Source organism: Nostoc sp. KVJ3 (assembly GCF_026127265.1).
Classification (GTDB): domain Bacteria; phylum Cyanobacteriota; class Cyanobacteriia; order Cyanobacteriales; family Nostocaceae; genus Nostoc.
This window is the reverse complement of record NZ_WWFG01000002.1, coordinates 1,692,301-1,714,034: the sequence shown is the minus strand read 5'-3', so window position 1 is coordinate 1,714,034 and position 21,734 is coordinate 1,692,301. Positions and strand designations below refer to the sequence as shown.

Genomic DNA, 21,734 nt, shown 5'->3' with positions numbered 1-21,734 from the left:
AAAACTACCAATACTTTCAGATTTTCTACCCATTAATCCAACCTTATTTAGTCAAAATAAAAAATTCATATTAAGCAACTGGCCCTTTTTTACTGTTTCTGTGAAATCCTGTAATTAGTAGGACTTTTGGCAGAAGGATTTAGGATGGCTCTGACTCAAGGCGGACGGGCAAATAAATCTGGGAATATTTTAGAAGGAAATGTTGAAGCAATCTTAAATGGACATAATTATTTCCAAGTCGGGAACTATGTCTCAAAAGAATTTATACTAAATGCTGCTTTATTACCAAAACGTTATGGAAAAGAAGTTTATATTGGAACTGGAATTTATCATACCGATCTGAAAGTTGATTTTTATGTTGTTGGCTCACCTGCAATGCCATCTGGTTTAATTTTCGAGTGCAAATGGCAAGAAAGCCCTGGTTCTGTCGATGAAAAGTTTCCTTACTTGAACATGAACATCCAGAACTATTACCCTGCACCAACTATCGTCATTTTAGGCGGTGAAGGAATGCGAGAAGGCGCAAGCAAATGGCTAAAAGCAAGAGTTAATGATAACCATAATTTATTAGCAGTTTATAGCTTAGATAGATTTATTGCTTGGGCAAATAAAAATCTTTAAAAGATGTAATTAGGAGTTCGTCAACCACGCCTCTATTTTTTATATTGGAGTTAATTGATCGGGCTGCTTTGATTTTGTAGGTTTCAAAATTGATATCTCTATAAATATTTCTAACAAATTCACTATCAGAATTACACACAATAACTTTAACATCACGACTTGCCAACTCTGCACAAATATCTCTTAAAATTTCTTGGTCTTTTTTACTAAAACAATTTTGACTATAAGCGGTGAAATAGCTAGTGTCACTAATAGGATGGTAGGGCGGATCAAAAAATACAAAGTCATCGCTACTATTAGCATGATTTAGGATTTCTGTAAAATCTGCTTGTTTAATTTCTGCACGTTTAAGTGCTTCTGAGGCTGTTCTTAGTAAAACCTCAGAACAAATATTAGGATTTTCATATCTGCCTAGAGGCACATTGAACTTTCCCTGTGAGTTGACTCGATAAAGACCATTAAAACAAGTCTTATTAAGATAAATTAAACGAGCCGCTTTTTCTATATCAGTTCCACTGTAGTTGTTTCGGATACTATAATAATAATCTTTATTATGTTGGATTTTATGCTCTTTTAATAGGGCAATTAATTCATCAACACGATCTCTAACACAACAATAAGTATTAATTAATTCGGCATTTATATCAGTTAAAATTGCAGTGGTTGGTTGCAGATAGAAAAAAACAGCACCGCCGCCTAAGAATGGCTCATAGTAATTTTTATAACTCTTGGGAAAATAAGGAATATATTGCTGTATTAACCTACTTTTACCCCCTGCCCACTTCAAAAAGGGACGCGGGCTAGTTTCTTTGGAGATTTGAATTACCATTTACTTGCGATTTAACTAAAAATAATCGTGACTAAATAAAGCCAATATAACCGACGAACCATATTTTATATTAGCTGGCTAATTTTCCGGCTGCATAGATTACAATTGAGTGGATAAAGCATATCAAAACAAACGTAAGTATATAACAAGGCAGTTTAGATTCAAATGTTTGACGGATTTTGGGATAACGTCTTTCGCTACCCCCGGTACTTAATTACGATCGTCTTAGGGCTGTTTTTGAACACCTTTGAGCCGTTAGTGCCACTGTTGAAGCGCCCAGTTACCTTGATTGCCCTCTTGGGTTTATTTGTAAGCAGCCTAGTCTTCCTTACCTTCACCCTACGGGCAATGCTGGGTTTGAGTGCAATCTAGACTAGCGCTATATCGGGGCTATGCCCCACAGATGGTTACTCTTGGCGTTGCTTCCGCTAAGTACTGTCTACATCTATGTTTTTGTCGTACAACCTCTGTCAGGAGGCGAAATTTTTATGGCTACAAATCGCCGGGTTTCCCGCGTTGCTGAATTGATCAAACGGGAAGTTAGCCAAATGCTGCTCAACGGCATTAAGGATGACCGTGTGGGTACAGGAATGGTAAGTGTTACTGATGTTGATGTTTCTGGCGATCTCCAACACGCCAAAATCTACGTCAGTATCTATGGTACAGATGAAGCTAAGGTAGAAACAATGGCCGGCTTAAAGTCAGCCACAGGTTACGTCCGTAGTGAACTTGGGGCGCGGGTACGCCTACGTCGTACACCAGAGGTAATCTTTCTCGAAGATCGCTCCATAGAACGCGGTAACAAGGTACTGGCACTACTAAGCCAGCTTAACCATGAGCGCCCGCCAGAAAATCTGTTAGCAGTAGAAGACAGCACAGATCGAGATGATGAATCATTTAGTGAATAAGTAACTTAAATAACAATGTAACTTCAGAACAATTAATCTCAGCAAATCCGCCAAACCGTTTACAGACGTGACTAGATCGCGTCTGTTTTAATGTAACCATAACCAACTTCAGCGATCGCTAGTCGCCTACCTCCTACTTCCTTCAAATTACGAATCAGCATTACTCCACCCTTCTACAGATGCTTATCAAAAGAAAGCTGTGTGATATTAGTGCTGGAAATAACTAAGTAGTTGTGGCTTTACTTAAGAAATTGTTAACAGATGCCGGGGTAAAAGCCTTCGTAGTGTACTTTAGCCGTTATGTTTTGCAACAGTTTATACCCTACTGTCTGACAAATATTCTTGTGTTGTTTACCCTTAGATAAATAGCAGCAGTTCTATATCCGACTTTAAGGTGATTATTTGATATGTAAAGGATGCCTAGGTTGGGCTACGCCTACGTAATATGAATTCTTCCCATCCACTAGATATTGCCTAAATACACTAATGGCAATACTTTCAGACTTATTGCATAAAAATCATACAGCCGCCATAGCAGGTTAAGTTAACTACTCGGAATTTTTTTTGTGAAGCGGATTTTCGACAAATGTCAGGATTCGTTGACTTTCTTAACATTTCTTGAGATAATTTCAGGAGATGTAGCGTCAAAATAAAAATAGTTCCGTATAGCAAACTACAAAATCCTAGCCACAAGTCTAATTTCTGTAATGTTTGTTCCTAATTATTAACGGGAACACTATCGTAAGTGTTAATTTGTGAGTAAAAAACATGAGTGTGAATACGGTGCCTTCTATCAATTACTACTCTCTCGATCTGATTCAAGACGAAGCACGCCGACTCGTGCAAAAGGGAATGGTTAGCCGACAACAGCCAATATATAGCCTCTGCCAATATATTCCAGCCAGAGAGTGGGTTTGCGTTGAATGTGAATTAGAGAAATGTGACTTTTTGTTACGCGATCGCATTGGCGACCTAATTGGTCGCGAACAGTGGGACAACGACTAAATCAATGTTTGATTTCGGGTTTGGGATTGGGAGTTTATTTTCGATGTGTGGATCTCACAGTCAACGATCCTACGCCCAATCTGGGGGATAATCTCTGGTTTTCGATCGGCATTGCCCCATATAGAATCTTGCGTCTTTCATTAACACAAAAGTATTGGAGTCTGAATTTAGACAAATTCTCAAGTTAAAGAAGGCATCAGAAGCATTTTTTTGATGCGAAAGCTTGAGTCTGGTGTGTAGATTCGGTGAAGCTCCTACATTGATCTGTCTGATATAAGTGTAGGAACTTCACTTTTGACTCGCAATTCATAGCATTACCTGCTTTTCGAAGCCAAAACTCGTTTTGAGAAGTTTTCTAAGTCGGGCTAACCGACACCAGTTGCGACAATAAAGAGAATTTTCGCAAAATCCCAAATTTGTATAAGATTATTTGTTAAAAAATCTCGAAAATCATAGAAAAATTATTGAACTATTATCCAACTTGCTCTAAATATTGATTAATATCTTCAATAATACGAGTAAGTTCAGCTTCAGTAGTCAAGCGAATGTTGATATTGCGGACAGTTAGTAAAACTTTGGCTGCAAAAGGCGTTGGCCAAATATTAGGATTACAGAAAATCTCTAAAAATACTTCACCTGTATAACGATATTCCATTGGAGGCTGGGGAGTCACTCTACCGCCGCCAGGAGTGGGTTTAGCGGCGACAGCTTTCAGGCGATCCATGAGTTGATCTGTCGCTGTCTTTAATTCTCGTGCTGCTTGGGGTGAAAAACTGAAGGAGACAGAACCTTCAATTAGGTTCAATGTTAGAGGAATTGAAGACATAAGTTTTTTATTAAAGCTTATTGATAAGTACTAATCTTACCGGAAGAAGAGACCAAGCCGCCGAGATCGACGGCGGTGAAGCCAACTTTTTTCAGGATGTGCCCCCAGCCTTGGCGCTGGTATCGTCGCCAGACAGATTTACACGATCGGACTTTTCTTGGTTCTGCTCTATCAGGCTGCAAAGCCGCCATCAATCTTCAGGCTTGCACCGGTGATGAAACCGGCTTCTGCACTAGCGAGATAGGAAACCATATCGGCAACTTCTTCGCTTCGTCCATAGCGTTGCAAGGCAATCATACTTTTCATAGTCTCGGCAAAAGGGCCTTCCGCCGGATTCATGTCGGTGTCTACCGGGCCAGGTTGGATATTGTTCACAGTGATGCCACGAGGGCCGAGATCGCGAGCAAGACCGCGTGTGAAACTGGCGATCGCTCCTTTGGTCAAAGCGTAAACGGAGCCGCCAGCAAAAGGCATGATATCACTGTTGACGCTGCCAATCATCACGATCCGTCCGCCTTCATCCATGTGGCGGACAGCCTCCTGAGTTGCCACAAAGACACCCTTAACGTTAACTGCGATCAACCGATCAAAATCATCCATTGAGAATTGGTCAATTGGGGCCAAAGTGGCGACCCCCGCATTGTTCACGAGGATGTCAAGACGACCAAAGACTTTGACTGTCTCGGCAACAGCGTTTTTCACCGCTTCAACGTCGGCACTATCGGCGCGTATTGCCAAGGCTTTGCCACCTGCTGCTTCAATGGCAAGCACCACCTCGTCGGCTTTTTGTGGCGAACTAGTGTAGGTGAGGGCGACAGTTGCACCATCGTCTGCGAGACGTTTAGCGATCGCTGCTCCTAGACCGCGTGAGCCGCCTGTTACCAATGCCACCTTACCTGTAAGTTTTTTAGTATTCATAGTATTCGTGGTTGAAACTTGTCGTCTGAGGAAAATTGACCTTTGGAATTATATTGCTCAAGTTCTTACTCAAACTCATAAGAGTATCAAATGTTCACCCATTCTCTGGCTTGTGAATTTACTTTTAGAAGGAGAACGTGAAAACTTACCTATAGATTTACTAATTATTCCAAAACCTGTAAGTGTTTTTTGATTTCACTACTCAAATATTGACAATTTGATAAATAAAGCGTAAGCTTCATCATTTTTATAAGGTAGTAAATAAAACTTCCTAAGCTCGTAATTTATCCTGAGTTAGTACAGAGTGCTAATGGTCGTCATAATATCTTTGAATACAATTCGGTTTGGACTGGCTGGATATATGAATAACAAAATTAATTAATTAAAATATTCCTGGAATTAATGCTAAAAATACGCTGTTATCTGTCAAGGCATTACTAATAGCTATAAACCTTGTAGCTGTTGTTAGTTATAAATAATCTCAATAAAACAGTATAAAATATAGCTCCTATAGAGAGACTTAATTCTTACTGCGTAAGACTTTGATACATTTGATTTGTGTTTATTTATGTTTTAAGTTTTACATTAGAAGTCATAGAACTTGATGTAATAAATTATTCATGATTTACGATAACCGCGCCGAAGTGCGAAAGGTTTTAATTATTACCTTACTACTCAATCTGTTTGTACTGGGATTGAAAGCAGTTGTGGGTTACTGGACAGGTTCCTTGAGTTTGCTAGCTGATGCCTTGCATAGTGTGACAGATAGCGCCAACAACGTTTTAGGATTAATTGCGAGTAAATTTTCTTCTCCACAACCCGATCGCGAGCATCCCTACGGACACGGCAAGTTTGAAGCTGTGGGAGCTTTAGGAATTGCCTCATTTTTAGGAATAGCCTGTTTTGAAATTTTGCAAGGAGCAATGGAGCGAATTCTCAAAGGTGGTGGTGAACCTGTGAGAATATCACCCCCTGAGTTGTGGTTATTACTAATTGTCCTGGGTGTGAATATTTTTGTGGCGTTTTATGAACGTGCTGTAGGTAAGCGGGTAGGTAGCTCGATTCTGATCGCTGACGCTACGCATACCATGAGCGACATTTGGGTGACAATCTCTGTAATTGCTGGCTTGATCGGAGTTTGGTTAGGTTATCAATGGATGGATCTGGTGTTAGCTTTTCCTGTCGCGTTGTTGGTATTTTGGAGTGGTTGGTCAGTTTTAAAAGAGAACTTGCCTTGGCTTGTAGATCAAATGGCGATCGCACCAGAAGTAATTCATGCGATTGCTACCTCTGTTCCAGGTGTAATTAACTGTCATGCGATCGCTTCTCGCGGTGTTCTTGGTCGTCAAGTGTTCATTGAAATGCATTTAATAGTAGATGCACCAGACGTAGAAACTGCCCACCACATCACCGAAGAAGTAGAAAGCCGATTAGAAGAAAAGTTCCGTCCAGTCAGGATTTTAATTCACATCGAGCCACCAGCATATAAGTCTGAGCAAATTAGCTTTGAGACTGGAGCGAACTAACACCAGTAGGGGCAATTCATGAATTGCCCCTACACCTTACGAGATGATGTTGTACCACATTTGAATGGGAACCGCTATGTAAGGCAAAGAAGAAATGACCACCGACAAATAACAGCATTTCTGTATTAACTCTTATAAGAAGCAAGCAAATTAGCGACGATCGCAACTAGTTCTCCCGGATCAACTGGTTTAGCCACATGAGTCTGAAAGCCCGCTTCTAGCGCACGGCTACGATACTCGCTATCGCCATAAGCAGTTAAGGCGATCGCAGGGATTCTTCCCAAAATATCAGGATTCAGCGCCCGGATTTTACGAATGAGGGTGTAGCCATCTTCACCAGGCATAGCAATATCACAAATTAAAACATCTGGCTGTAACTCAGGTAGTACTTTCAATGCTACCGCCGCCGATGCAACTGCCATGATACTTGCTCCATCAGCTTCTAACACGGTGGTAATGTAAAAGCGGCTATCGTCATCATCATCAACTACGAGGATGTTTAAGCCAGCAAGGGGCAGAGCAGGTTCCATAACATCTCCATTAACGTTGATTAAATGAAAATTATTTCTAATGAGATGCTGGTTTTTTCTCTGTAACCACACCATTGGTAATTTTACTGCGATCGCGCCTACTTTTCTAGACAATAACTCAATTTGCCCAACCTGATGGTTAATTATTCCCTGGCATTTATAATTCTCGACTAGATAAAATTATGTTTATGTTTAAATTTATTTACATTTAAAAGATTCACTTTAACGAATAGTTAGAGGTTGTTTGAAAAGTAGTTAGCTGTGATTTTAGGCACTTGGAGATCCCCCCTACCCCCCCTTTTTAAGGGGGGAACCGGAATCAAAGTCCCCCTTTTTAAGGGGGATTTAGGGGGATCTCCAAGGGTTGGGCGTATACAAAAAAACTTTTCAAACAACCTCTTAGAGTTCAACGAATCATTTTGCTAATTAGTTACTGTTTTATTACTAATACCAATTCGCTATAAAGATGCACTGAATTTTAAACAAACCGCCAAGTACGCCTTCTCTACAAGAGACTACGTGAACACAGAGCATCTTGCAGAGAAGAGGGAAGGAGCAATAATTAAAGAGATATAAAAAATTTTGAATTTTGAATCTTTTAATCCAAAATCCAAAATTCGGTGATGAATTTGATTACTCCCATTCAATGGTTCCAGGCGGCTTAGATGTGATGTCATAAACCACCCGATTCACCCCTTTCACCTCATTCACAATTCGCGTGGAAATCACTTCCAGGACATCGTAAGGCACTCTTGCCCAATCAGCAGTCATGCCATCTTCACTGGTGACAATCCGCAAGACGATGGGGTAAGCGTAAGTACGTTGATCGCCCATAACGCCAACACTACGAATTGGTAGCAATACAGCAAATGCTTGCCAAAAATCATGATACATACCGCGTTGGTTAATTTCTTGCCGCACAATCAAATCAGCATCGCGCAAAATATTTAACCGATCGGATGTCACTTCGCCCAGAATGCGAATTGCCAAACCAGGACCAGGAAAAGGTTGTCGTTGGACAATTTCTTCTGGTAAACCGATGGAACGCCCAACTTTGCGGACTTCATCTTTAAATAGTTTCCGCAGTGGTTCCACCAATTTAAATCTTAGGTCTTTGGGCAAACCGCCAACATTGTGATGACTCTTAATTTTCACCGCTACCCGCTCACCAGTTTGGGGATCAGCGTTAGTATCAGCAGATTCGATCACATCTGGGTAAAGAGTCCCTTGAGCCAGATAGTCAAAGTGACCGAGGCGCTTGGAGGTTTCCTCAAATACATTGATAAACTCATGTCCAATGCGGCGGCGTTTTTCTTCAGGATCTGTAACACCAGCAACCTTAGCTAAAAAGCGATCGCGGGCATTTACATACTCTACAGGAATGTGAAACTGCTCTTGGAACAGCTTTACCAATCGCTCCGGCTCATACTTTCGCATAAAGCCTTGATCGATAAAGACGCAAGTTAGTTGTTCACCAATGGCTTTATAGAGCAAGAACGCCAGGGTTGAAGAATCAACTCCCCCAGACAGCGCCAATAGCACCCGCTTCTCACCAACTCTGGTGCGAATTTCCCGAATCGCCTCTTCAACAAAAGCCGCAGTTGTCCAAGTCGGTTCGCAATCGCAGATATGATAGACAAAATTACGGATTAATGCAATTCCGCCAAGAGAATGCACCACCTCTGGATGGAATTGAACCCCGTAAAGTTTCCTTTCGTGATCGGCGATCGCAGCACAGGGGGTATTTTCTGTATGTGCCAGCAATTCAAACCCTGATGGCATTTGGGTAACAGAGTCTCCGTGACTCATCCACATGGTAGTGCCATCTTCAACATTAGTTAGCAAATCTGTGGGATCGTCAATATATAATGATGCTTTGCCGTACTCACCTCGGTCAGCCTTTGCCACTTCCCCACCGAGTTGGTTTACCATTAGCTGCATCCCATAGCAAACACCCAAGACGGGTATTCCCAAATTCCAGATTTCTGGGTGACAATGGGGAGCGTTATCACCATAAACCGAACTCGGCCCACCAGAGAGGATGATTCCCTTGGGATTTAGTTGGCGTAATTGTTCCGAAGTAGTGCGATAGGATAAAACTTCAGAGTATACTTGAGTCTCGCGGATGCGACGGGCAATCAATTCAGAATATTGAGAGCCGAAGTCTAGAATTACAATCAATTGGCGATTGAGCCGCCCAACATTTTCCAATGTTTGGGGCGCTTGTTCAGTTGGTAGAGTCACCGCTGTATTCATGACGGGAGTGTTATATCTGCTAAGGGTAGATGCTTTGTGGTCTATGGTGATGCTATTATTCAGCCTGGTTAGGTTGATAATGGTATAGAAGCCCTAGACAAACGCGAGGTTATGTGCGTTTGTCTAGTCCGGTAGTCGGAGATGGTATTAGAACGATAAACTTACCCTAGAGTGGTTACTTAAAAGATTATTTATTTGAATTGTTTACGATTATTCATAATAAATTAACATAATTTTCCCATTAACAGACCAGCAGTTTTACTCTTCACGATAATTTTGCGATCGCGATCAAACAGAATCGAGCCACAGACTGTAACTGCTGTGCCCTTTTCGCTATGGCTTTGAATGTATTCTTGAGAACGAACATCAATGGTTTCTGCGATCGCATTGTAAACTTGATTTACCCAATCACTACCGGTTGCAGCATCAAGCGATTTTAGGTATGTTAAGGCTGCTTCGGCGGTAGCACTATTAAACACAACTTGGATATCAGGTGATTTTAAACCTGCGATCGCACAGTGCGCTGCCAAAATTTCTCGCCTTCCATCAGCCAAGTAGTGATGAGTGTGAAAAATTCCCCCCGCCAACTTCATCAGTTTCCCGTGATAGCCAAATAATAAGATTTCTTTCACGCCTAGCACATCAGCTTCTACTAACATTGGGCCAAGCCAGTTAGCAGTTTTGACCAATTGTTCAGGATTAATCCCTAGTTTACGCGCCAAATCTAGGCCATTCTCGCCGATACAGAATACTAAACTCTCAAAACGACTAGCTTTATTTTGTAATTCCCCCCGAAAAACTGCAAGCTGATCGGGTGTACTTAAGGGTTGAGAAATACCAGTTGTGCCTAAAAGCGAAAGTCCTTCAACCACACCAAAAGCAGAATTTGAAGTCCGAACAGCTAGCGATCGCCCTTCAGGTAGAATAATCGTCACCGTGATTTTTTCCCCAGGTGCTAGCAGCCGTTGTAAGTTTTCTTTTAAGAGCCTTTGAGCGTAAGCATAAATAGCAGGTTTGTCATCAGCATTTAATTGCCTACCAATCCCTTCGCCACCTTTAATAATTACAGCATCATCACCCTGTTCTCGCCATTCCACCAATGCCCAAATCGGTGTATTTTTAGTCAAATCGAGATTATCACCAGGATCGCTGCGAGTTATTGCTAAAGCTGTATTCTCAGATAGCCCTGCTACCTGTTCAATTGGGATTTCGGCGATTTGAGCGGGTTCAATCAAATCTATAGAGGCAAAAGTTAGGGGTTTGCGATCGCGTAACCAATGTAAAGCTGCAACAGCAGCAGCGCAGGCAAAAACGGGAAGTGTGTATCCAGAACGGGACATTTTGTAAATTCAAAAGTTAAAATAATTCTTCAAAATCGTTCGCCCTCTCATAGAGAAGACAGTTTTAGATGGCAATTTAGACAGAACTGTGGCTTGCTTGCTTAAAGGTAACGATCATGTTCATCGGCAGATGTTAACCTTTGCCTCACTACCGAGATATTTATACCGTCCGTTGAAATAAGGTTGTTAGACTGCACTGCTTCTCATCTTTGTCTCTACTCGTTTTGTTAGACTTATCCCTTGGCTTCAATAAAAGCCAACCAAACAAAAATCAACGCAATGGATGCAGGAAGTGTCTGAAGTACAAAAGTTGTCTTTTTTAGAGTTAATGCGCCAAAGATACCTGCAATCACAACACATACCAGAAAGAAGACCCGAACTGATAGGAAATCGCTTTTAGCAAATGCTCCCCAGATTAAGCCAGCGGCAATAAAGCTGTTATATAGTCCTGCATTTTTAACAATTGGAGCCACTAGCTCTGCACCGTCGGCTGTAAATCCAAGCCTTTGATGAACAAAAGGATTTCCCCACAAAAATATTTCTACTACTGAGATAATAATATGCACGACCGCAACAAATATAACGCTGATAGTGGCAATGATTTGCACTACAAGATTCCTCCGTAACCTAGAAATTACCCTTCCCTCACAATATAATCTTGCAGTGAAGAAACTCTACTTAAATCTCAAGATTCCACGCATATAAATTTCTTCTAAATTATGGTGCTGTTCTAAAGCGGCTGCATGAATCGTAAAACAAACTGGTGTGCCTGTATGCACGTAATCTGGCATCCTTCTTTTTCGATTGTTATATATTTCCCCGCTTCGGTTATACATTGCCTCAAAGAAACCAAAAAGTGGATTTGGATTTCTTGGTTTATCTATTTTTGAGGTCACTTCTCCATCCCCAATTGCTAGCTCTTCTTGATCTGGGGGTAATGCTCTTGTTGCTTTGAAAATATTTCCTGTAGGAAACGGAATCATCGTTACAAAATCTTCAGTATTAGCAATTCTCCAATGCCTTATACCTATGTCTTGAAACTTAATAGCAAATTCTCTGTCTCCACATCGGGGACTGGCAAAAGTATATAAAGTAACTTCTCTAAGCTTATTAAATTGGGTGTTAGTGAGAATATCTGGAAGCGCTAAAGTTGCTAATGCACCACCAAGGCTGTGTCCTGTTACAAAAATCCGGGAATCTTTATCACAGAGGTTAAGTGCGTCAATCATCGCTTGGCGTAAGGCGGTGTATATTTGCCTAAAACCTACCGTTACACGACCAAAACCATTAGTGTTTGGAATCAAAATTGGAGACTCGATTAGTTGTATTGATTCCCCAACCACTCTCAAAATATTCCCTTCTCGATTTTTGCCGTCACTATAGGAAACAAGCGGAATATTGGCATCTTTAAACCACTCAGCAAAAGTTTTTGTGCCACGAAAAACGACAAATACATCATTACTGCTGGCTTTAGAAGCAACAAAACCAAAGGGGATACCGTTCTCGTAAAGCTCACTCCTCAACTGGTAATTTCCACCAAGCTGTAGTTTGCTTCTTTGCACAAGCGGCTTCTTTGCTTTTTCGTCAGCAACAAACTGATCAAACTGCTTATATGCTTTTTGAAGTAATTCTGCTAGCTCTTGAGCTACAGAAGCATCAAATCCTTCATATCGTGAATCAAAAAGAGCTATATCTACCCGTTCAAGTGGTTCATTTGAATTCGATAAAGAAGTCATTAGTTTCACCTCTGTAGCAATCTAAGGCAATTTTTATTATCGCACTCTAAAGGTGTTCTCTCGGTTATATCTCCAAAAAGTTCCATCAACAATCTGAAAGTCAACGTTTCCGCAAACAAAATTACGAATTACGAATTCACTCTTGGTCAGTCTGCTCAGACGCAGTATTATGCTGACTACTGCTTCTAGCGGCTTCTAGCTTTTGGCGAATCGCTGCTTGAACCTTCTCATCAAAATCGGGATCGTTGGGGCTTGCGACAATCCTACGCGGACGCTGATTAATCCTGTCCAAGTATGCTTGAAAAGCAGCTTGATCTCCCCGATGCTTGAGAAAATACTGTTTCAATTCAACATCAGACATTAAATCGTAATTAATTCGGCTCATCAGACAACTCTCCGTTGGGTAAAATCTGGAATTCAATCTCTTCGTCATACCCAGCAAGAATGTATACATTACGAGTCCGATTATCAACACAAATGAGATATGTGGGCTGAAGCATGATGTACGTCAGTTGATAACTAATACGATACAAACTTGCTACTTGAGCAGCAGTAGGCATTTTAGTTAATTACACCACCATCTGCCCATTTTAGCAGTTCCGCATAACTGCTCAATTAAATAGTTAGACTTCTACTTCTGATAATAGAGTTTCCATAGCTTCCCAAGAGAGTCCTTGTTGAATATAACGGGGTGCTTCAGGATTGTAAGGACTGGCTACTCGGTCAATGTTGAGGATGTTTGCCCCAACTGGCAGAACTGGTACATCTGCATCAAATGCCGTTGGGCGCATCAAAGAACTAGAAAAGCCTTTGAAAATAGCAATTGTATCTTGCTCATCAGCAATTTCCACTATTACAATCAAGACTTCTTTGGGGCGTTTAGCGGTGTATTGTTCTAGTCGCTTACCAATGGAATTCATTTTTTTACAGTAGGGGTATGTGACATAGCGACAGTTATTGTGGTGAGGCTGAACGTCCCTGTTTGCCCAGTTTAATCAGAACAAAATAACTTAAGTAAACCACATAAATTACTAAACTAGTTATGCCAAGAAAACCTAAGAACTCAACTTTGCTATTAGCATGAAAATATTCTTTAAATAACAACGGAACCTCGAACCAAACGCGACAATAAGCAGTCTTCATCACGCTGGCAGAAAAAGCACAACCCAAAAATGGGATAAACGCTAGTGTACCCAAAAAACAATAAACAGTTGTCGCCCAGCGCCAAGAGGTGAAAAGAAATTTCAAAGCGCCACTGGTTTGATACTCAATTTCATCGTTGATATCCACCCAGAACCACAGCGAAACTACGATCAAAATCTGAGCCATCAATCCAGAGATAAAGCTAACAGGATACTGGGCAATCATTAAGTAAATCGTGATTGCCACTAGGCTTGATACTCGCCAGTATATAGTCAATAAGCGTTGTATACCTTCTACTTTTTGCACAAATGCCCAAATCAGAAGAATTAGCGGAATAATTACCAGGAATAATACTGCTAGTCGGTAATCAATCCAGACGAAAGGGCGAAACCAAATATCATAGTCCATAGTTTTTCTCAAACGATAAATAAAACATTTCTAACTAAGAGCAAGTATCCATAACTCACAAAACTGTAAGCTATTAGCTAGCTAGTAGTCTATCTATATTACAAACAGTTTAATCAAAGCACAAAATCTAGCCTCAAGACTGCGCTCTAACTTCTTGGTGGAAGCAAGTGGCTACCCAACTCATACCATTTCACACAATTTATGCTATAAACACGTTTGTAGGGGCATACAGATGTACGCCCCTACAGCAAAATCATTTGTTGCAAAGATTTTTGGAAAAGCTATTACGAGCCGTGAAGCGTAAAGCCCCCGTCATTTATGCGGAGGATATAAGCGAATGGCTCGTAAGTAAATCCTGGTTGCTTGGTGACAAACGAATAGAAAATTCACTTATTTAAATTTCTAGTCGTCATAAACTCGGCATTCAATTGCATCTGGGTTGTCATCACAATACTGTTCTAGAGAATTTTTTGGCTTGCTTTGGCGCTTGTGGGAAGCTTCAGCTTGCAATTCTTCTACTGCATCCCAAGCAGCAGCACACTCTGGTGAACTGCTACCGTTAATGTCACATACAGTACGCGCTTGTTCTACTTCTTCTTGAATTTTTTCTTGGATGTCGCTCTTTGCTGTTTCTTGGATGTTAGTCATTGCTTTAGTCTCGTTGTGTGTTGTTAATACTAGTATAGAAAAGTTTAGGAATGGCAGATTTTAGCTTGATTACTAACTATTCTAACCATTCAGTTCATAAGTTAGTACTTTAGCCTATTGATTTATAACCAATACACTAAACTGACGCATCTGTAATGCATTCATCTCTATTTTTTAAGATTTTGTGGAATCAGTACCATAGATAAACAATCATACAATATATTTAGATGCATCTATTAGGGAATGACAACCCCAATTTCTTGGGATGGAGGAGATAAAAGACTGGCACTAATTCTTGGAGGATGCAATTCTTCCCAAAATAAACAATCAAAACCTACTAGCCCAAAAAGAGAAAGAAGCTCAAAACTCATGGCAGACCAAATGCAGTGGGCAAACGCCCTATCAACCCGTCATTCTTTAGAAGCCGCCGTTACAGATGTGGTGGAACAAGCTGTCTCATCCTTAAAAGCACCTGCGGATCTAGGACTGGTATTCATTTCGTCTGCTTTTACGAGTGAGTATTCCCGATTGTTACCGTTGTTAACTGAAAAACTTTCTGTACCAGTGCTAATTGGCTGTAGTGGTGGAGGTGTAATTGGGACGACAGTTAACCAAGAAATCCAAGAACTAGAAGCTGAACCTGCTATCAGCTTGACTTTAGCACATCTTCCAGGGGTAAAGGTTCAAGTTTTTCATGTTGTTGCCGAAGAATTACCTGATTTAGATAGTTCTCCTGATGCTTGGGTGGATTTGATTGGTGTGCCAGCATCACCGACACCCCAGTTTATTTTGCTGTCTAGTTCTTTCGCCTCTGGAATCAACGATTTATTGCAGGGGTTGGATTTTGCTTATCCCGGATCGGTGATAGTGGGAGGACAAGCTAGTGGCGGGGGTATGGGTGGTCGTGTTGCTCTATTTTGTAGTGAGGCTGATGGCGAGGAATGCCAAAGCCTGTATCGTGAGGGCACTGTTGGGATAGCTTTGACTGGCAATATTGTTTTGGAAACGATTGTCGCCCAAGGATGCCGACCGATTGGCAAACCATTGCAAATTACAAAAGCCGATCGCAACATCATCTTAGAGTTAGATGAGCAAGTGCCGCTAGTGGTGTTGCGAGATTTGATAGCCAGTCTCAGCGAACACGAACGAACTTTAGCACAGCACTCTCTGTTTGTTGGTGTGGCAATGGATGAGTTTAAGCTGGCTTTGCAGCCAGGAGACTTTTTAATTCGTGGTATTCTTGGAGTCGATCCAACAGCTGGGGCGATCGCAATTGGCGATCGCATTCGTCCCGGTCAAAGGCTGCAATTCCACCTCCGCGATGCCCAAGCCTCGGCTGAAGACCTAGAATTACTCCTGCAAAGTTATCAAAATAAACGAGAATCTGAACCCTCTGCCGTCGCTGCCTTAATGTTTTCTTGTCTGGGGCGAGGTGAAGGACTATATGGCAAGCCCAACTTTGATTCTGAACTATTTCGCCGTTACCTTAGCGATATTCCTGTTGGTGGCTTTTTCTGTAGTGGTGAAATCGGCCCTGTTGGTGGCAGAACCTTTTTACACGCCTATACTTCCGCATTTGGAATTTGTCGTCAAAATCAGTTATGAATTAGACTGCTAACTTTTCGCGGTGTCCAGATCCCCGACTTCTTAAAGAAGTCGGGGATTTAATTTTTCACGAATGATTTAACTGTCTTTCTATATTTGCAGATATATATCAAGATAAACTTCTTGAATATTTGTATACATATAAATATATTTATAATGTAGGCTAGTTTAAATATTAATTTATACCTTGTATTCTTTGACAAAAAGCTCGATGATTGACTCAGAAAGCGCATAGTTATAGGTTAACTAATAATAATGGCAATATAAATGATTATTTTTTCTGATTTGAAACTAGCAAATATCTGATATTCATCTGAAATTTATTCATGTCGGAGTTGAAATAATCCAATGCTACAAGGATGGATTCAAATTACATTAACACTACTAATTATAGTAGCGATCACTCCTTTCTTTGGGCGCTACATGGCGCGTGTCTACCTAGAAGAAAGGACTTTTCTTGACCCAGTTTTGAACCCGATTGAGCGACTGCTTTACGCCTTGGTTGGCGTTACCAGCAAAGAAAATATGACGGGCTGGCAGTATGGGCGAGCAATCATATACAGCAACGTAGTAATGGGGTTGCTACTTTTCTTTATCATCATGAATCAGGGATGGCTACCCCTTAATCCCACAGGAATAAATGCCCCAACTTGGGATACAACACTGCATACTACCATTTCCTTTATTACTAATACCAACCAGCAGCACTATTCTGGTGAAACCTACCTCAGCTACGCTAGCCAAATGTGGGGACTGGGTTATCACATGTTTACCTCTGCTGGCACTGGTTTGGCGGTAGGAATTGCTTTTATTCGGGGATTGACGGGTAGATCGTTAGGTAACTTTTATGTAGACCTAATTCGCTCGATTACCCGAATTTTGCTGCCTATTTGTATTGTGGGCGGGATTGTGATGATCGCTGCTGGCGTTCCCGAAACTCTGGCGGGTGTAGCTGTATTTCCGACCTTGGAAGATCCGAATATTAGTCAGGCGATCGCTCGTGGCCCTGTTGCCCACTTTGAAATTATCAAGCAATTGGGGGAAAACGGCGGTGGCTTTTTCGCCATCAACTCAGCCCACCCCTTTGAAAATCCCAGTGGATTTACTAATTTAATTCAGATCGTGGCAATGCTTTCCATTCCCACGTCTTTGATCTATACATACGGTTTGTTTGCCAATAACACCAAACAAGCGTGGTTACTCTATGGTATGGTCGGTGTTATTTTTCTCGGATTTCTGATTGTGACTGCGATTGGCGAATACAACGGCAATCCGGCTGTAAATACACTTTTGGGCAGTCAGCAACCGAACCTAGAGGGTAAAGAAGTCCGGTTTGGTTGGGCAGAATCGGTATTATTTGCGGTAAGTACAACCGGAACCATGTGCGGCGCAGTCAACAGTTTCCACGACTCCTTCATGCCCGCAGGTGGTTTTATTTTTCTCTCTAATATGTTCCTCCAAATTATGTGGGGTGGACAGGGCACTGGAACAGCTTACTTGTTTGCCTACAGCATCCTGGCGGTATTCGTTACAGGTTTGATGGTGGGACGCACGCCAGAATTTTTGGGACGCAAAATTGAAAAGCGGGAAGTCGTACTTGCTAGCTTCCTAATTTTGCTAGTTCACCCCATCGCCATTTTAATTCCGGGGGGAATCGCCTTAGCTTTTCCTGACCAATTGGCAGGGATTAGCAATCCCGGCTTTCATGGCTTTTCTCAAGTGATTTACGAATATGCCTCAGCTGCTGCCAATAACGGCTCAGGGTTTGAAGGTTTAGGCGATTCACAACCTTCTCCGTTAGCGATCGCTACAGGGACAAAAACAACTGTAACCGCTTTGTGGTGGAACTTGAGTACCTGCTTCAGTTTACTCGCTGGCCGCTATGTCCCAATTTTAGGTTTGCTGTTATTAGCAGATAGCATGTCTCGCAAGCAAGCTGTTCCTTACACCACTGGGACATTGCGAACCGATACCGGACTATTTACAGGCGTTACCGCAGGTGTGATTTTAATCTTGGGCGCACTCACATTCTTCCCAGTGCTGGCATTAGGGCCCATAGCAGAAGCCTTTTTTATCGCCAAAGGTATTGGGTAGGGAGTGGGGAGTGAGGATGATGAGGGAGCAGGGGGAGCAGGGGGAGCAGGGGAAGCAGAGGGGGAGAAAGAATCAAGAACTAATGCCCAATGCCCCATGCCCAATGCCCAATGCCCTATTCCCAATGCCCCATTCCCCATTCTCAATTACGAATTACGAATTACGAATTACGAATTAATTTAATGTATGCCAACTACTACTGATTCTCCTTCGCCCCGTATTCCATCTGGAACTCGTGACTCGCGTAGGCACACCCCCAAGGCAGATATGCGGGGACTTTACCAAAGAGCAATTCGTGAGTCATTTGTCAAGCTCGATCCTCGAATTACTGTCAAAAACCCAGTGATGTTTGTTGTTTGGGTGGGGACAATTGTCACCTTCTTAGTAACCCTGAACCCAAATCTGTTTGGCACAGTCCAAGCAGATATCAACCAACAACGCTTGTTAAATGGGTTGATTACTTTCATTCTCTTTTTCACCCTCGTTTTTGCCAACTTTGCCGAAGCCGTAGCTGAAGGACGCGGTAAAGCACAGGCTGATTCACTGCGATCGACGCGATCGGACACGATCGCTAATAAAATCCTCCCTGATGGTTCCATACAACAAGTTAATTCGACGGAACTACGACGGGGCGATTTGGTGAAGGTGGTTGCAAATAATATGATTCCCGCCGATGGGGATGTAATTAAAGGCATCGGCTCAGTGGATGAGTCTGCCATTACTGGGGAATCTGCCCCTGTACTAAAGCAACCAGGTACAGATATTGCCAGTTCGGTGACAGGAGGTACACGCCTCCTCTCAGACGAGTTGACGGTTCGCATTAGTGCCGATCCTGGTCAAGGCTTTATCGATCGCATGATTGCCTTAGTAGAAGGGGCACAACGCACCAAGACTCCCAACGAAATTGCTTTGACGGTATTGTTGGCAGTGTTAACGCAGGTGTTCTTGATTGTAGTGTCAACCATTCCTCCTTATGTGAGCTACATCGCCAACTTTATCAGCACAGCCTTTGGCCCGGAAGCGGGAAACAGTTTGCGGACTGGTGGTAGTATTGCGATTCTCATCTCGCTACTGGTAGCATTGATTCCCACAACTATCGGTGGTTTGCTCAGTGCGATCGGGATTGCAGGGATGGATAGAGTTGCCCAATTCAACGTCATTGCTACCTCTGGTAGAGCAGTAGAAGCTTGCGGTGACATCAACACCTTGGTGCTAGATAAGACAGGCACAATCACACTGGGGAATCGGATGGCTGACGAATTTATTCCCTTGAATAACCACTCACTAATAGACGTGGCGCGAGTCTCCCTAGCTGCTAGCTTGTTTGACGAAACACCAGAAGGCAAGTCAATTGTAGTTTTAGCAGAAAAGTCTCAGGCTGGGGTAGATTTTAATATCGACAAAGCCGAAGGTGTGGAATTTTCGGCGAAAACCCGGATGAGTGGCACAAATCTACCCGATGGCAAACAAATTCGCAAAGGAGCAGTAGATGCTATTAAAGGATTTGTCCGTTCTCGTGGTGGTAACGTTCCTGATGATATAGACGCAGCTTATGAGCGAGTTTCCCGATTAGGTGGTACACCTTTAGCTGTTTGCCAAGATGACAAAATTTATGGTGTTATCTACCTTAAAGATATTGTCAAACCTGGTCTAAGAGAACGATTTGACCAACTACGGCGGATGGGTGTTCGCACCGTTATGCTCACAGGTGACAACCGAATTACCGCTTCGGTAATTGCTGAAGAAGCTGGGGTGGATGATTTCATTGCCGAAGCGACTCCAGAAGACAAAATTGAGGTAATTCGCTCTGAACAATCTCAGGGTAAACTGGTGGCAATGACAGGGGATGGTACTAACGATGCCCCTGCTTTGGCTCAAGCAAATGTGGGTGTGGCAATGAACTCTGGGACGCAAGCTGCCAAAGAAGCCGCTAACATGGTGGACTTGGACTCTGACCCCACGAAGCTAATTGACCTAGTAACCATAGGTAAACAGTTGCTAATTACCCGTGGAGCCTTGACAACATTCTCCATTGCTAACGATATCGCCAAGTATTTTGCGATCATTCCCACCATCTTTGCCGCTGCGGGAATCGGCGCACTGAATATTATGGGATTAAAGAGCGCCCAATCTGCAATCATCTCAGCGCTGATTTACAACGCCTTGATTATTCCGGCACTCATTCCGCTAGCACTCAAAGGGGTAAAGTTTTTACCTTTAACAGCAGATCAACTGCTACGTCGTAACATCTTCATCTATGGTCTTGGTGGGATTGTTGCTCCCTTTATTGCGATCAAACTGATAGATATTATCTTACCTTTGTCTTAATTTACTATGAAACCCTTTCATATCCAACGCACTATCGTTGCATCTCAAGTACTTGAAGAAATAACTGATATCTGGTGTCAATGGCGGAGACAAAAGCTGCCACTGTATTTGTTCCTAGCGATGTGTTTCAACTTAGTGGTTGCACCTATAGTCTATGCAGCTACTGGCGAACAACTTTCCCGCAGTCAATCTTGGGGATTAGGACTGTTAGGAATGGTGACATTAGGGCTTTCCATCTATCTATTTTTTGTAATGTTTGTACCGGAGAAATTCTAATGAGTTTTGCACGTGAAGCTAGCAGAGCTGTTCGTTCTACCTTGCTACTCTGGGTAATTGGAGCAATTATTTATCCTTTTGCAATGATTGCCATTGGGCAAATTGCGTTTCCGTTTCAAGCCAATGGCAGTTTACTGAAAAATAGCGCCGGTCAAGTTGTGGGTTCTGCTTTGATTGGTCAACCTTTTACTAGCGATCGCTATTTTAACAGCCGTCCCAGTAGCACCAGCTACAGTACAGCCGATCCTAAAAAGGACGATGGGGGAGTTTTGAAAACTGGGGTTTCTGGCGCTAGTAACTTGGCTCCCAGTAATCCTGCATTACTGGAACGCATCAAAGGTAAAGACGATCCAGACCCCACCAAAAAAATTGAGGGCGATTTGCCTCGTTTGAAAAAAGCAGGTGTACAGCCAACTGGCGATTTAGTCTACACCTCCGGTTCTAGTCTCGATCCTCACATTACCCCAGAAGCTGCTACAGCCCAAATTACGCGAGTGGCTAAGGCGCGAGGAGTTCAGCCAAATCAACTGGAAACTTTGATTGCTCAAAACACTGATGGCCGCTTTCTTGGTATCTTTGGCGAACCTGGAGTTAATGTGTTGAAGCTGAATTTAGCTCTGGATCAGATTAAGGCAAAGTAGAGAAATTGGCGGTTAGAAACCGCATCTACACAAATAAAGCCTACCTCTATGGGTTAGTTAAAAAGCCTTAATTTCACTATCTAAGACTCAGATCCC

24 protein-coding genes are annotated in these 21,734 nt (G+C 42.2%); 11 read left to right on the top strand and 13 right to left on the bottom strand.

Annotated elements, in window-relative coordinates:
• The first annotated feature begins 144 nt into the window (after window positions 1–144).
• Window positions 145–621, top strand: a complete 477-nt coding sequence (locus tag GTQ43_RS23445) for a PD-(D/E)XK nuclease superfamily protein (protein WP_265275129.1) — start codon at window positions 145–147, stop codon at window positions 619–621.
• On the opposite strand, the gene GTQ43_RS23440 is transcribed toward GTQ43_RS23445, so the two are convergent.
• The gene (locus tag GTQ43_RS23440; RefSeq protein ID WP_265275128.1) at window positions 593–1,450 is read right to left on the bottom strand and encodes a DNA adenine methylase; all 858 of its coding nucleotides are present in this window, start codon (window positions 1,448–1,450) and stop codon (window positions 593–595) included. The two genes, GTQ43_RS23445 and GTQ43_RS23440, sit on opposite strands and share 29 nt — an antisense overlap.
• A 165-nt stretch (window positions 1,451–1,615) precedes the next feature.
• Here GTQ43_RS23440 and GTQ43_RS23435 point away from each other — a divergent pair, with 165 nt between their 5' ends.
• The 3 genes from GTQ43_RS23435 (at window position 1,616) to GTQ43_RS23425 (ending at window position 3,363) form a co-directional block, all read left to right on the top strand.
• The gene (locus tag GTQ43_RS23435) at window positions 1,616–1,822 is read left to right on the top strand and encodes a DUF751 family protein (RefSeq protein ID WP_265275127.1); all 207 of its coding nucleotides are present in this window, start codon (window positions 1,616–1,618) and stop codon (window positions 1,820–1,822) included.
• Between the two features lie 116 nt (window positions 1,823–1,938).
• Complete coding sequence (rbfA, locus tag GTQ43_RS23430) at window positions 1,939–2,358, top strand: 30S ribosome-binding factor RbfA (protein WP_265275126.1); 420 nt, start codon at window positions 1,939–1,941, stop codon at window positions 2,356–2,358.
• 768 nt (window positions 2,359–3,126) lie between these two features.
• A complete protein-coding gene (locus GTQ43_RS23425) occupies window positions 3,127–3,363 on the top strand; it encodes a DUF4327 family protein (protein WP_094332736.1) in 237 nt (78 codons plus the stop codon).
• Between the two features lie 472 nt (window positions 3,364–3,835).
• Here the strand turns inward: GTQ43_RS23425 and GTQ43_RS23420 are convergent, their stop codons facing one another.
• On the bottom strand, window positions 3,836–4,189 hold the full coding sequence (locus tag GTQ43_RS23420; protein ID WP_265275125.1) for a hypothetical protein: 354 nt from the start codon (window positions 4,187–4,189) through the stop codon (window positions 3,836–3,838).
• A 171-nt stretch (window positions 4,190–4,360) separates the two neighbouring features.
• Complete coding sequence (locus GTQ43_RS23415; protein ID WP_265275124.1) at window positions 4,361–5,107, bottom strand: 3-oxoacyl-ACP reductase family protein; 747 nt, start codon at window positions 5,105–5,107, stop codon at window positions 4,361–4,363.
• A 620-nt stretch (window positions 5,108–5,727) separates the two neighbouring features.
• On the opposite strand from GTQ43_RS23415, the gene GTQ43_RS23410 reads away from it, so the two are divergent.
• Window positions 5,728–6,633: a cation diffusion facilitator family transporter gene (locus GTQ43_RS23410; RefSeq protein WP_265275123.1), complete on the top strand. Its 906-nt coding sequence runs from the start codon at window positions 5,728–5,730 to the stop codon at window positions 6,631–6,633.
• Between the two features lie 125 nt (window positions 6,634–6,758).
• Here the strand turns inward: GTQ43_RS23410 and GTQ43_RS23405 are convergent, their stop codons facing one another.
• The 10 genes from GTQ43_RS23405 to GTQ43_RS23360 all read right to left on the bottom strand — a co-directional run bounded on the left by GTQ43_RS23405 (window position 6,759) and on the right by GTQ43_RS23360 (window position 14,694).
• Window positions 6,759–7,163 carry a response regulator gene (locus tag GTQ43_RS23405; protein WP_265276527.1) on the bottom strand — a complete coding sequence of 135 codons (405 nt, stop codon included), beginning with the start codon at window positions 7,161–7,163 and terminating at the stop codon, window positions 6,759–6,761.
• A gap of 633 nt (window positions 7,164–7,796) precedes the next feature.
• Window positions 7,797–9,419: a glutamine-hydrolyzing GMP synthase gene (gene guaA, locus GTQ43_RS23400; protein WP_265275122.1), complete on the bottom strand. Its 1,623-nt coding sequence runs from the start codon at window positions 9,417–9,419 to the stop codon at window positions 7,797–7,799.
• Between the two features lie 224 nt (window positions 9,420–9,643).
• Window positions 9,644–10,759 carry a cobalt-precorrin-5B (C(1))-methyltransferase CbiD gene (cbiD, locus tag GTQ43_RS23395; RefSeq protein ID WP_265275121.1) on the bottom strand — a complete coding sequence of 372 codons (1,116 nt, stop codon included), beginning with the start codon at window positions 10,757–10,759 and terminating at the stop codon, window positions 9,644–9,646.
• A 233-nt stretch (window positions 10,760–10,992) separates the two neighbouring features.
• Window positions 10,993–11,367 (bottom strand): DUF1304 domain-containing protein, encoded by a 375-nt coding sequence (locus GTQ43_RS23390; RefSeq protein ID WP_265275120.1) that lies wholly within the window; start codon window positions 11,365–11,367, stop codon window positions 10,993–10,995.
• A gap of 66 nt (window positions 11,368–11,433) precedes the next feature.
• Entirely contained in the window at window positions 11,434–12,495 is a 1,062-nt protein-coding gene (locus GTQ43_RS23385) for a lipase family protein (protein ID WP_265275119.1), read from the bottom strand.
• Window positions 12,496–12,631: 136 nt separating this feature from the next.
• Complete coding sequence (locus GTQ43_RS23380; RefSeq protein WP_265275118.1) at window positions 12,632–12,880, bottom strand: DUF6887 family protein; 249 nt, start codon at window positions 12,878–12,880, stop codon at window positions 12,632–12,634.
• Entirely contained in the window at window positions 12,867–13,055 is a 189-nt protein-coding gene (locus GTQ43_RS23375) for a DUF6888 family protein (RefSeq protein ID WP_265275117.1), read from the bottom strand. Before GTQ43_RS23375 ends, GTQ43_RS23380 begins: the two co-directional genes overlap by 14 nt.
• 63 nt (window positions 13,056–13,118) lie before the next feature.
• On the bottom strand, window positions 13,119–13,415 hold the full coding sequence (locus tag GTQ43_RS23370) for a hypothetical protein (protein ID WP_265275116.1): 297 nt from the start codon (window positions 13,413–13,415) through the stop codon (window positions 13,119–13,121).
• 34 nt (window positions 13,416–13,449) lie between these two features.
• Entirely contained in the window at window positions 13,450–14,046 is a 597-nt protein-coding gene (locus tag GTQ43_RS23365; RefSeq protein ID WP_265275115.1) for a DUF3177 family protein, read from the bottom strand.
• A gap of 402 nt (window positions 14,047–14,448) precedes the next feature.
• The gene (locus tag GTQ43_RS23360) at window positions 14,449–14,694 is read right to left on the bottom strand and encodes a Calvin cycle protein CP12 (RefSeq protein ID WP_265275114.1); all 246 of its coding nucleotides are present in this window, start codon (window positions 14,692–14,694) and stop codon (window positions 14,449–14,451) included.
• A 369-nt stretch (window positions 14,695–15,063) separates the two neighbouring features.
• On the opposite strand from GTQ43_RS23360, the gene GTQ43_RS23355 reads away from it, so the two are divergent.
• The 6 genes from GTQ43_RS23355 (at window position 15,064) to kdpC (ending at window position 21,638) form a co-directional block, all read left to right on the top strand.
• A complete protein-coding gene (locus GTQ43_RS23355; RefSeq protein ID WP_265276526.1) occupies window positions 15,064–16,299 on the top strand; it encodes an FIST N-terminal domain-containing protein in 1,236 nt (411 codons plus the stop codon).
• Window positions 16,300–16,647: 348 nt separating this feature from the next.
• Window positions 16,648–18,393 (top strand): potassium-transporting ATPase subunit KdpA, encoded by a 1,746-nt coding sequence (gene kdpA, locus GTQ43_RS23350; RefSeq protein WP_265275113.1) that lies wholly within the window; start codon window positions 16,648–16,650, stop codon window positions 18,391–18,393.
• A 3-nt stretch (window positions 18,394–18,396) separates the two neighbouring features.
• A complete protein-coding gene (locus tag GTQ43_RS23345) occupies window positions 18,397–18,576 on the top strand; it encodes a histidine kinase (protein ID WP_265275112.1) in 180 nt (59 codons plus the stop codon).
• A 3-nt stretch (window positions 18,577–18,579) separates the two neighbouring features.
• The gene (gene kdpB / locus GTQ43_RS23340) at window positions 18,580–20,721 is read left to right on the top strand and encodes a potassium-transporting ATPase subunit KdpB (protein ID WP_265275111.1); all 2,142 of its coding nucleotides are present in this window, start codon (window positions 18,580–18,582) and stop codon (window positions 20,719–20,721) included.
• Between the two features lie 6 nt (window positions 20,722–20,727).
• A complete protein-coding gene (locus GTQ43_RS23335) occupies window positions 20,728–20,997 on the top strand; it encodes a potassium-transporting ATPase subunit F (protein ID WP_265275110.1) in 270 nt (89 codons plus the stop codon).
• The gene (gene kdpC, locus GTQ43_RS23330) at window positions 20,997–21,638 is read left to right on the top strand and encodes a K(+)-transporting ATPase subunit C (RefSeq protein ID WP_265275109.1); all 642 of its coding nucleotides are present in this window, start codon (window positions 20,997–20,999) and stop codon (window positions 21,636–21,638) included. The genes GTQ43_RS23335 and kdpC overlap by 1 nt, the downstream gene beginning before the upstream one ends.
• Window positions 21,639–21,734: the final 96 nt, after the last annotated feature.

What these genes read in the sequence shown, in the direction of transcription:
- GTQ43_RS23385 (WP_265275119.1), bottom strand. Translation starts at nt 12,495, where the DNA reads ATGACTTCTTTATCGAATTCAAATGAACCACTTGAACGGGTAGATATA.
- kdpA (WP_265275113.1), top strand. Translation starts at nt 16,648, where the DNA reads ATGCTACAAGGATGGATTCAAATTACATTAACACTACTAATTATAGTA.
- GTQ43_RS23410 (WP_265275123.1), top strand. Translation starts at nt 5,728, where the DNA reads ATGATTTACGATAACCGCGCCGAAGTGCGAAAGGTTTTAATTATTACC.
- GTQ43_RS23360 (WP_265275114.1), bottom strand. Translation starts at nt 14,694, where the DNA reads ATGACTAACATCCAAGAAACAGCAAAGAGCGACATCCAAGAAAAAATT.
- cbiD (WP_265275121.1), bottom strand. Translation starts at nt 10,759, where the DNA reads ATGTCCCGTTCTGGATACACACTTCCCGTTTTTGCCTGCGCTGCTGCT.
- GTQ43_RS23445 (WP_265275129.1), top strand. Translation starts at nt 145, where the DNA reads ATGGCTCTGACTCAAGGCGGACGGGCAAATAAATCTGGGAATATTTTA.
- GTQ43_RS23355 (WP_265276526.1), top strand. Translation starts at nt 15,064, where the DNA reads ATGGCAGACCAAATGCAGTGGGCAAACGCCCTATCAACCCGTCATTCT.
- GTQ43_RS23425 (WP_094332736.1), top strand. Translation starts at nt 3,127, where the DNA reads ATGAGTGTGAATACGGTGCCTTCTATCAATTACTACTCTCTCGATCTG.
- kdpC (WP_265275109.1), top strand. Translation starts at nt 20,997, where the DNA reads ATGAGTTTTGCACGTGAAGCTAGCAGAGCTGTTCGTTCTACCTTGCTA.
- GTQ43_RS23405 (WP_265276527.1), bottom strand. Translation starts at nt 7,163, where the DNA reads ATGGAACCTGCTCTGCCCCTTGCTGGCTTAAACATCCTCGTAGTTGAT.
- GTQ43_RS23370 (WP_265275116.1), bottom strand. Translation starts at nt 13,415, where the DNA reads ATGAATTCCATTGGTAAGCGACTAGAACAATACACCGCTAAACGCCCC.
- GTQ43_RS23335 (WP_265275110.1), top strand. Translation starts at nt 20,728, where the DNA reads ATGAAACCCTTTCATATCCAACGCACTATCGTTGCATCTCAAGTACTT.
- kdpB (WP_265275111.1), top strand. Translation starts at nt 18,580, where the DNA reads ATGCCAACTACTACTGATTCTCCTTCGCCCCGTATTCCATCTGGAACT.
- GTQ43_RS23435 (WP_265275127.1), top strand. Translation starts at nt 1,616, where the DNA reads ATGTTTGACGGATTTTGGGATAACGTCTTTCGCTACCCCCGGTACTTA.
- rbfA (WP_265275126.1), top strand. Translation starts at nt 1,939, where the DNA reads ATGGCTACAAATCGCCGGGTTTCCCGCGTTGCTGAATTGATCAAACGG.
- GTQ43_RS23420 (WP_265275125.1), bottom strand. Translation starts at nt 4,189, where the DNA reads ATGTCTTCAATTCCTCTAACATTGAACCTAATTGAAGGTTCTGTCTCC.
- GTQ43_RS23440 (WP_265275128.1), bottom strand. Translation starts at nt 1,450, where the DNA reads ATGGTAATTCAAATCTCCAAAGAAACTAGCCCGCGTCCCTTTTTGAAG.
- GTQ43_RS23365 (WP_265275115.1), bottom strand. Translation starts at nt 14,046, where the DNA reads ATGGACTATGATATTTGGTTTCGCCCTTTCGTCTGGATTGATTACCGA.
- GTQ43_RS23380 (WP_265275118.1), bottom strand. Translation starts at nt 12,880, where the DNA reads ATGAGCCGAATTAATTACGATTTAATGTCTGATGTTGAATTGAAACAG.
- GTQ43_RS23375 (WP_265275117.1), bottom strand. Translation starts at nt 13,055, where the DNA reads ATGCCTACTGCTGCTCAAGTAGCAAGTTTGTATCGTATTAGTTATCAA.
- GTQ43_RS23415 (WP_265275124.1), bottom strand. Translation starts at nt 5,107, where the DNA reads ATGAATACTAAAAAACTTACAGGTAAGGTGGCATTGGTAACAGGCGGC.
- guaA (WP_265275122.1), bottom strand. Translation starts at nt 9,419, where the DNA reads ATGAATACAGCGGTGACTCTACCAACTGAACAAGCGCCCCAAACATTG.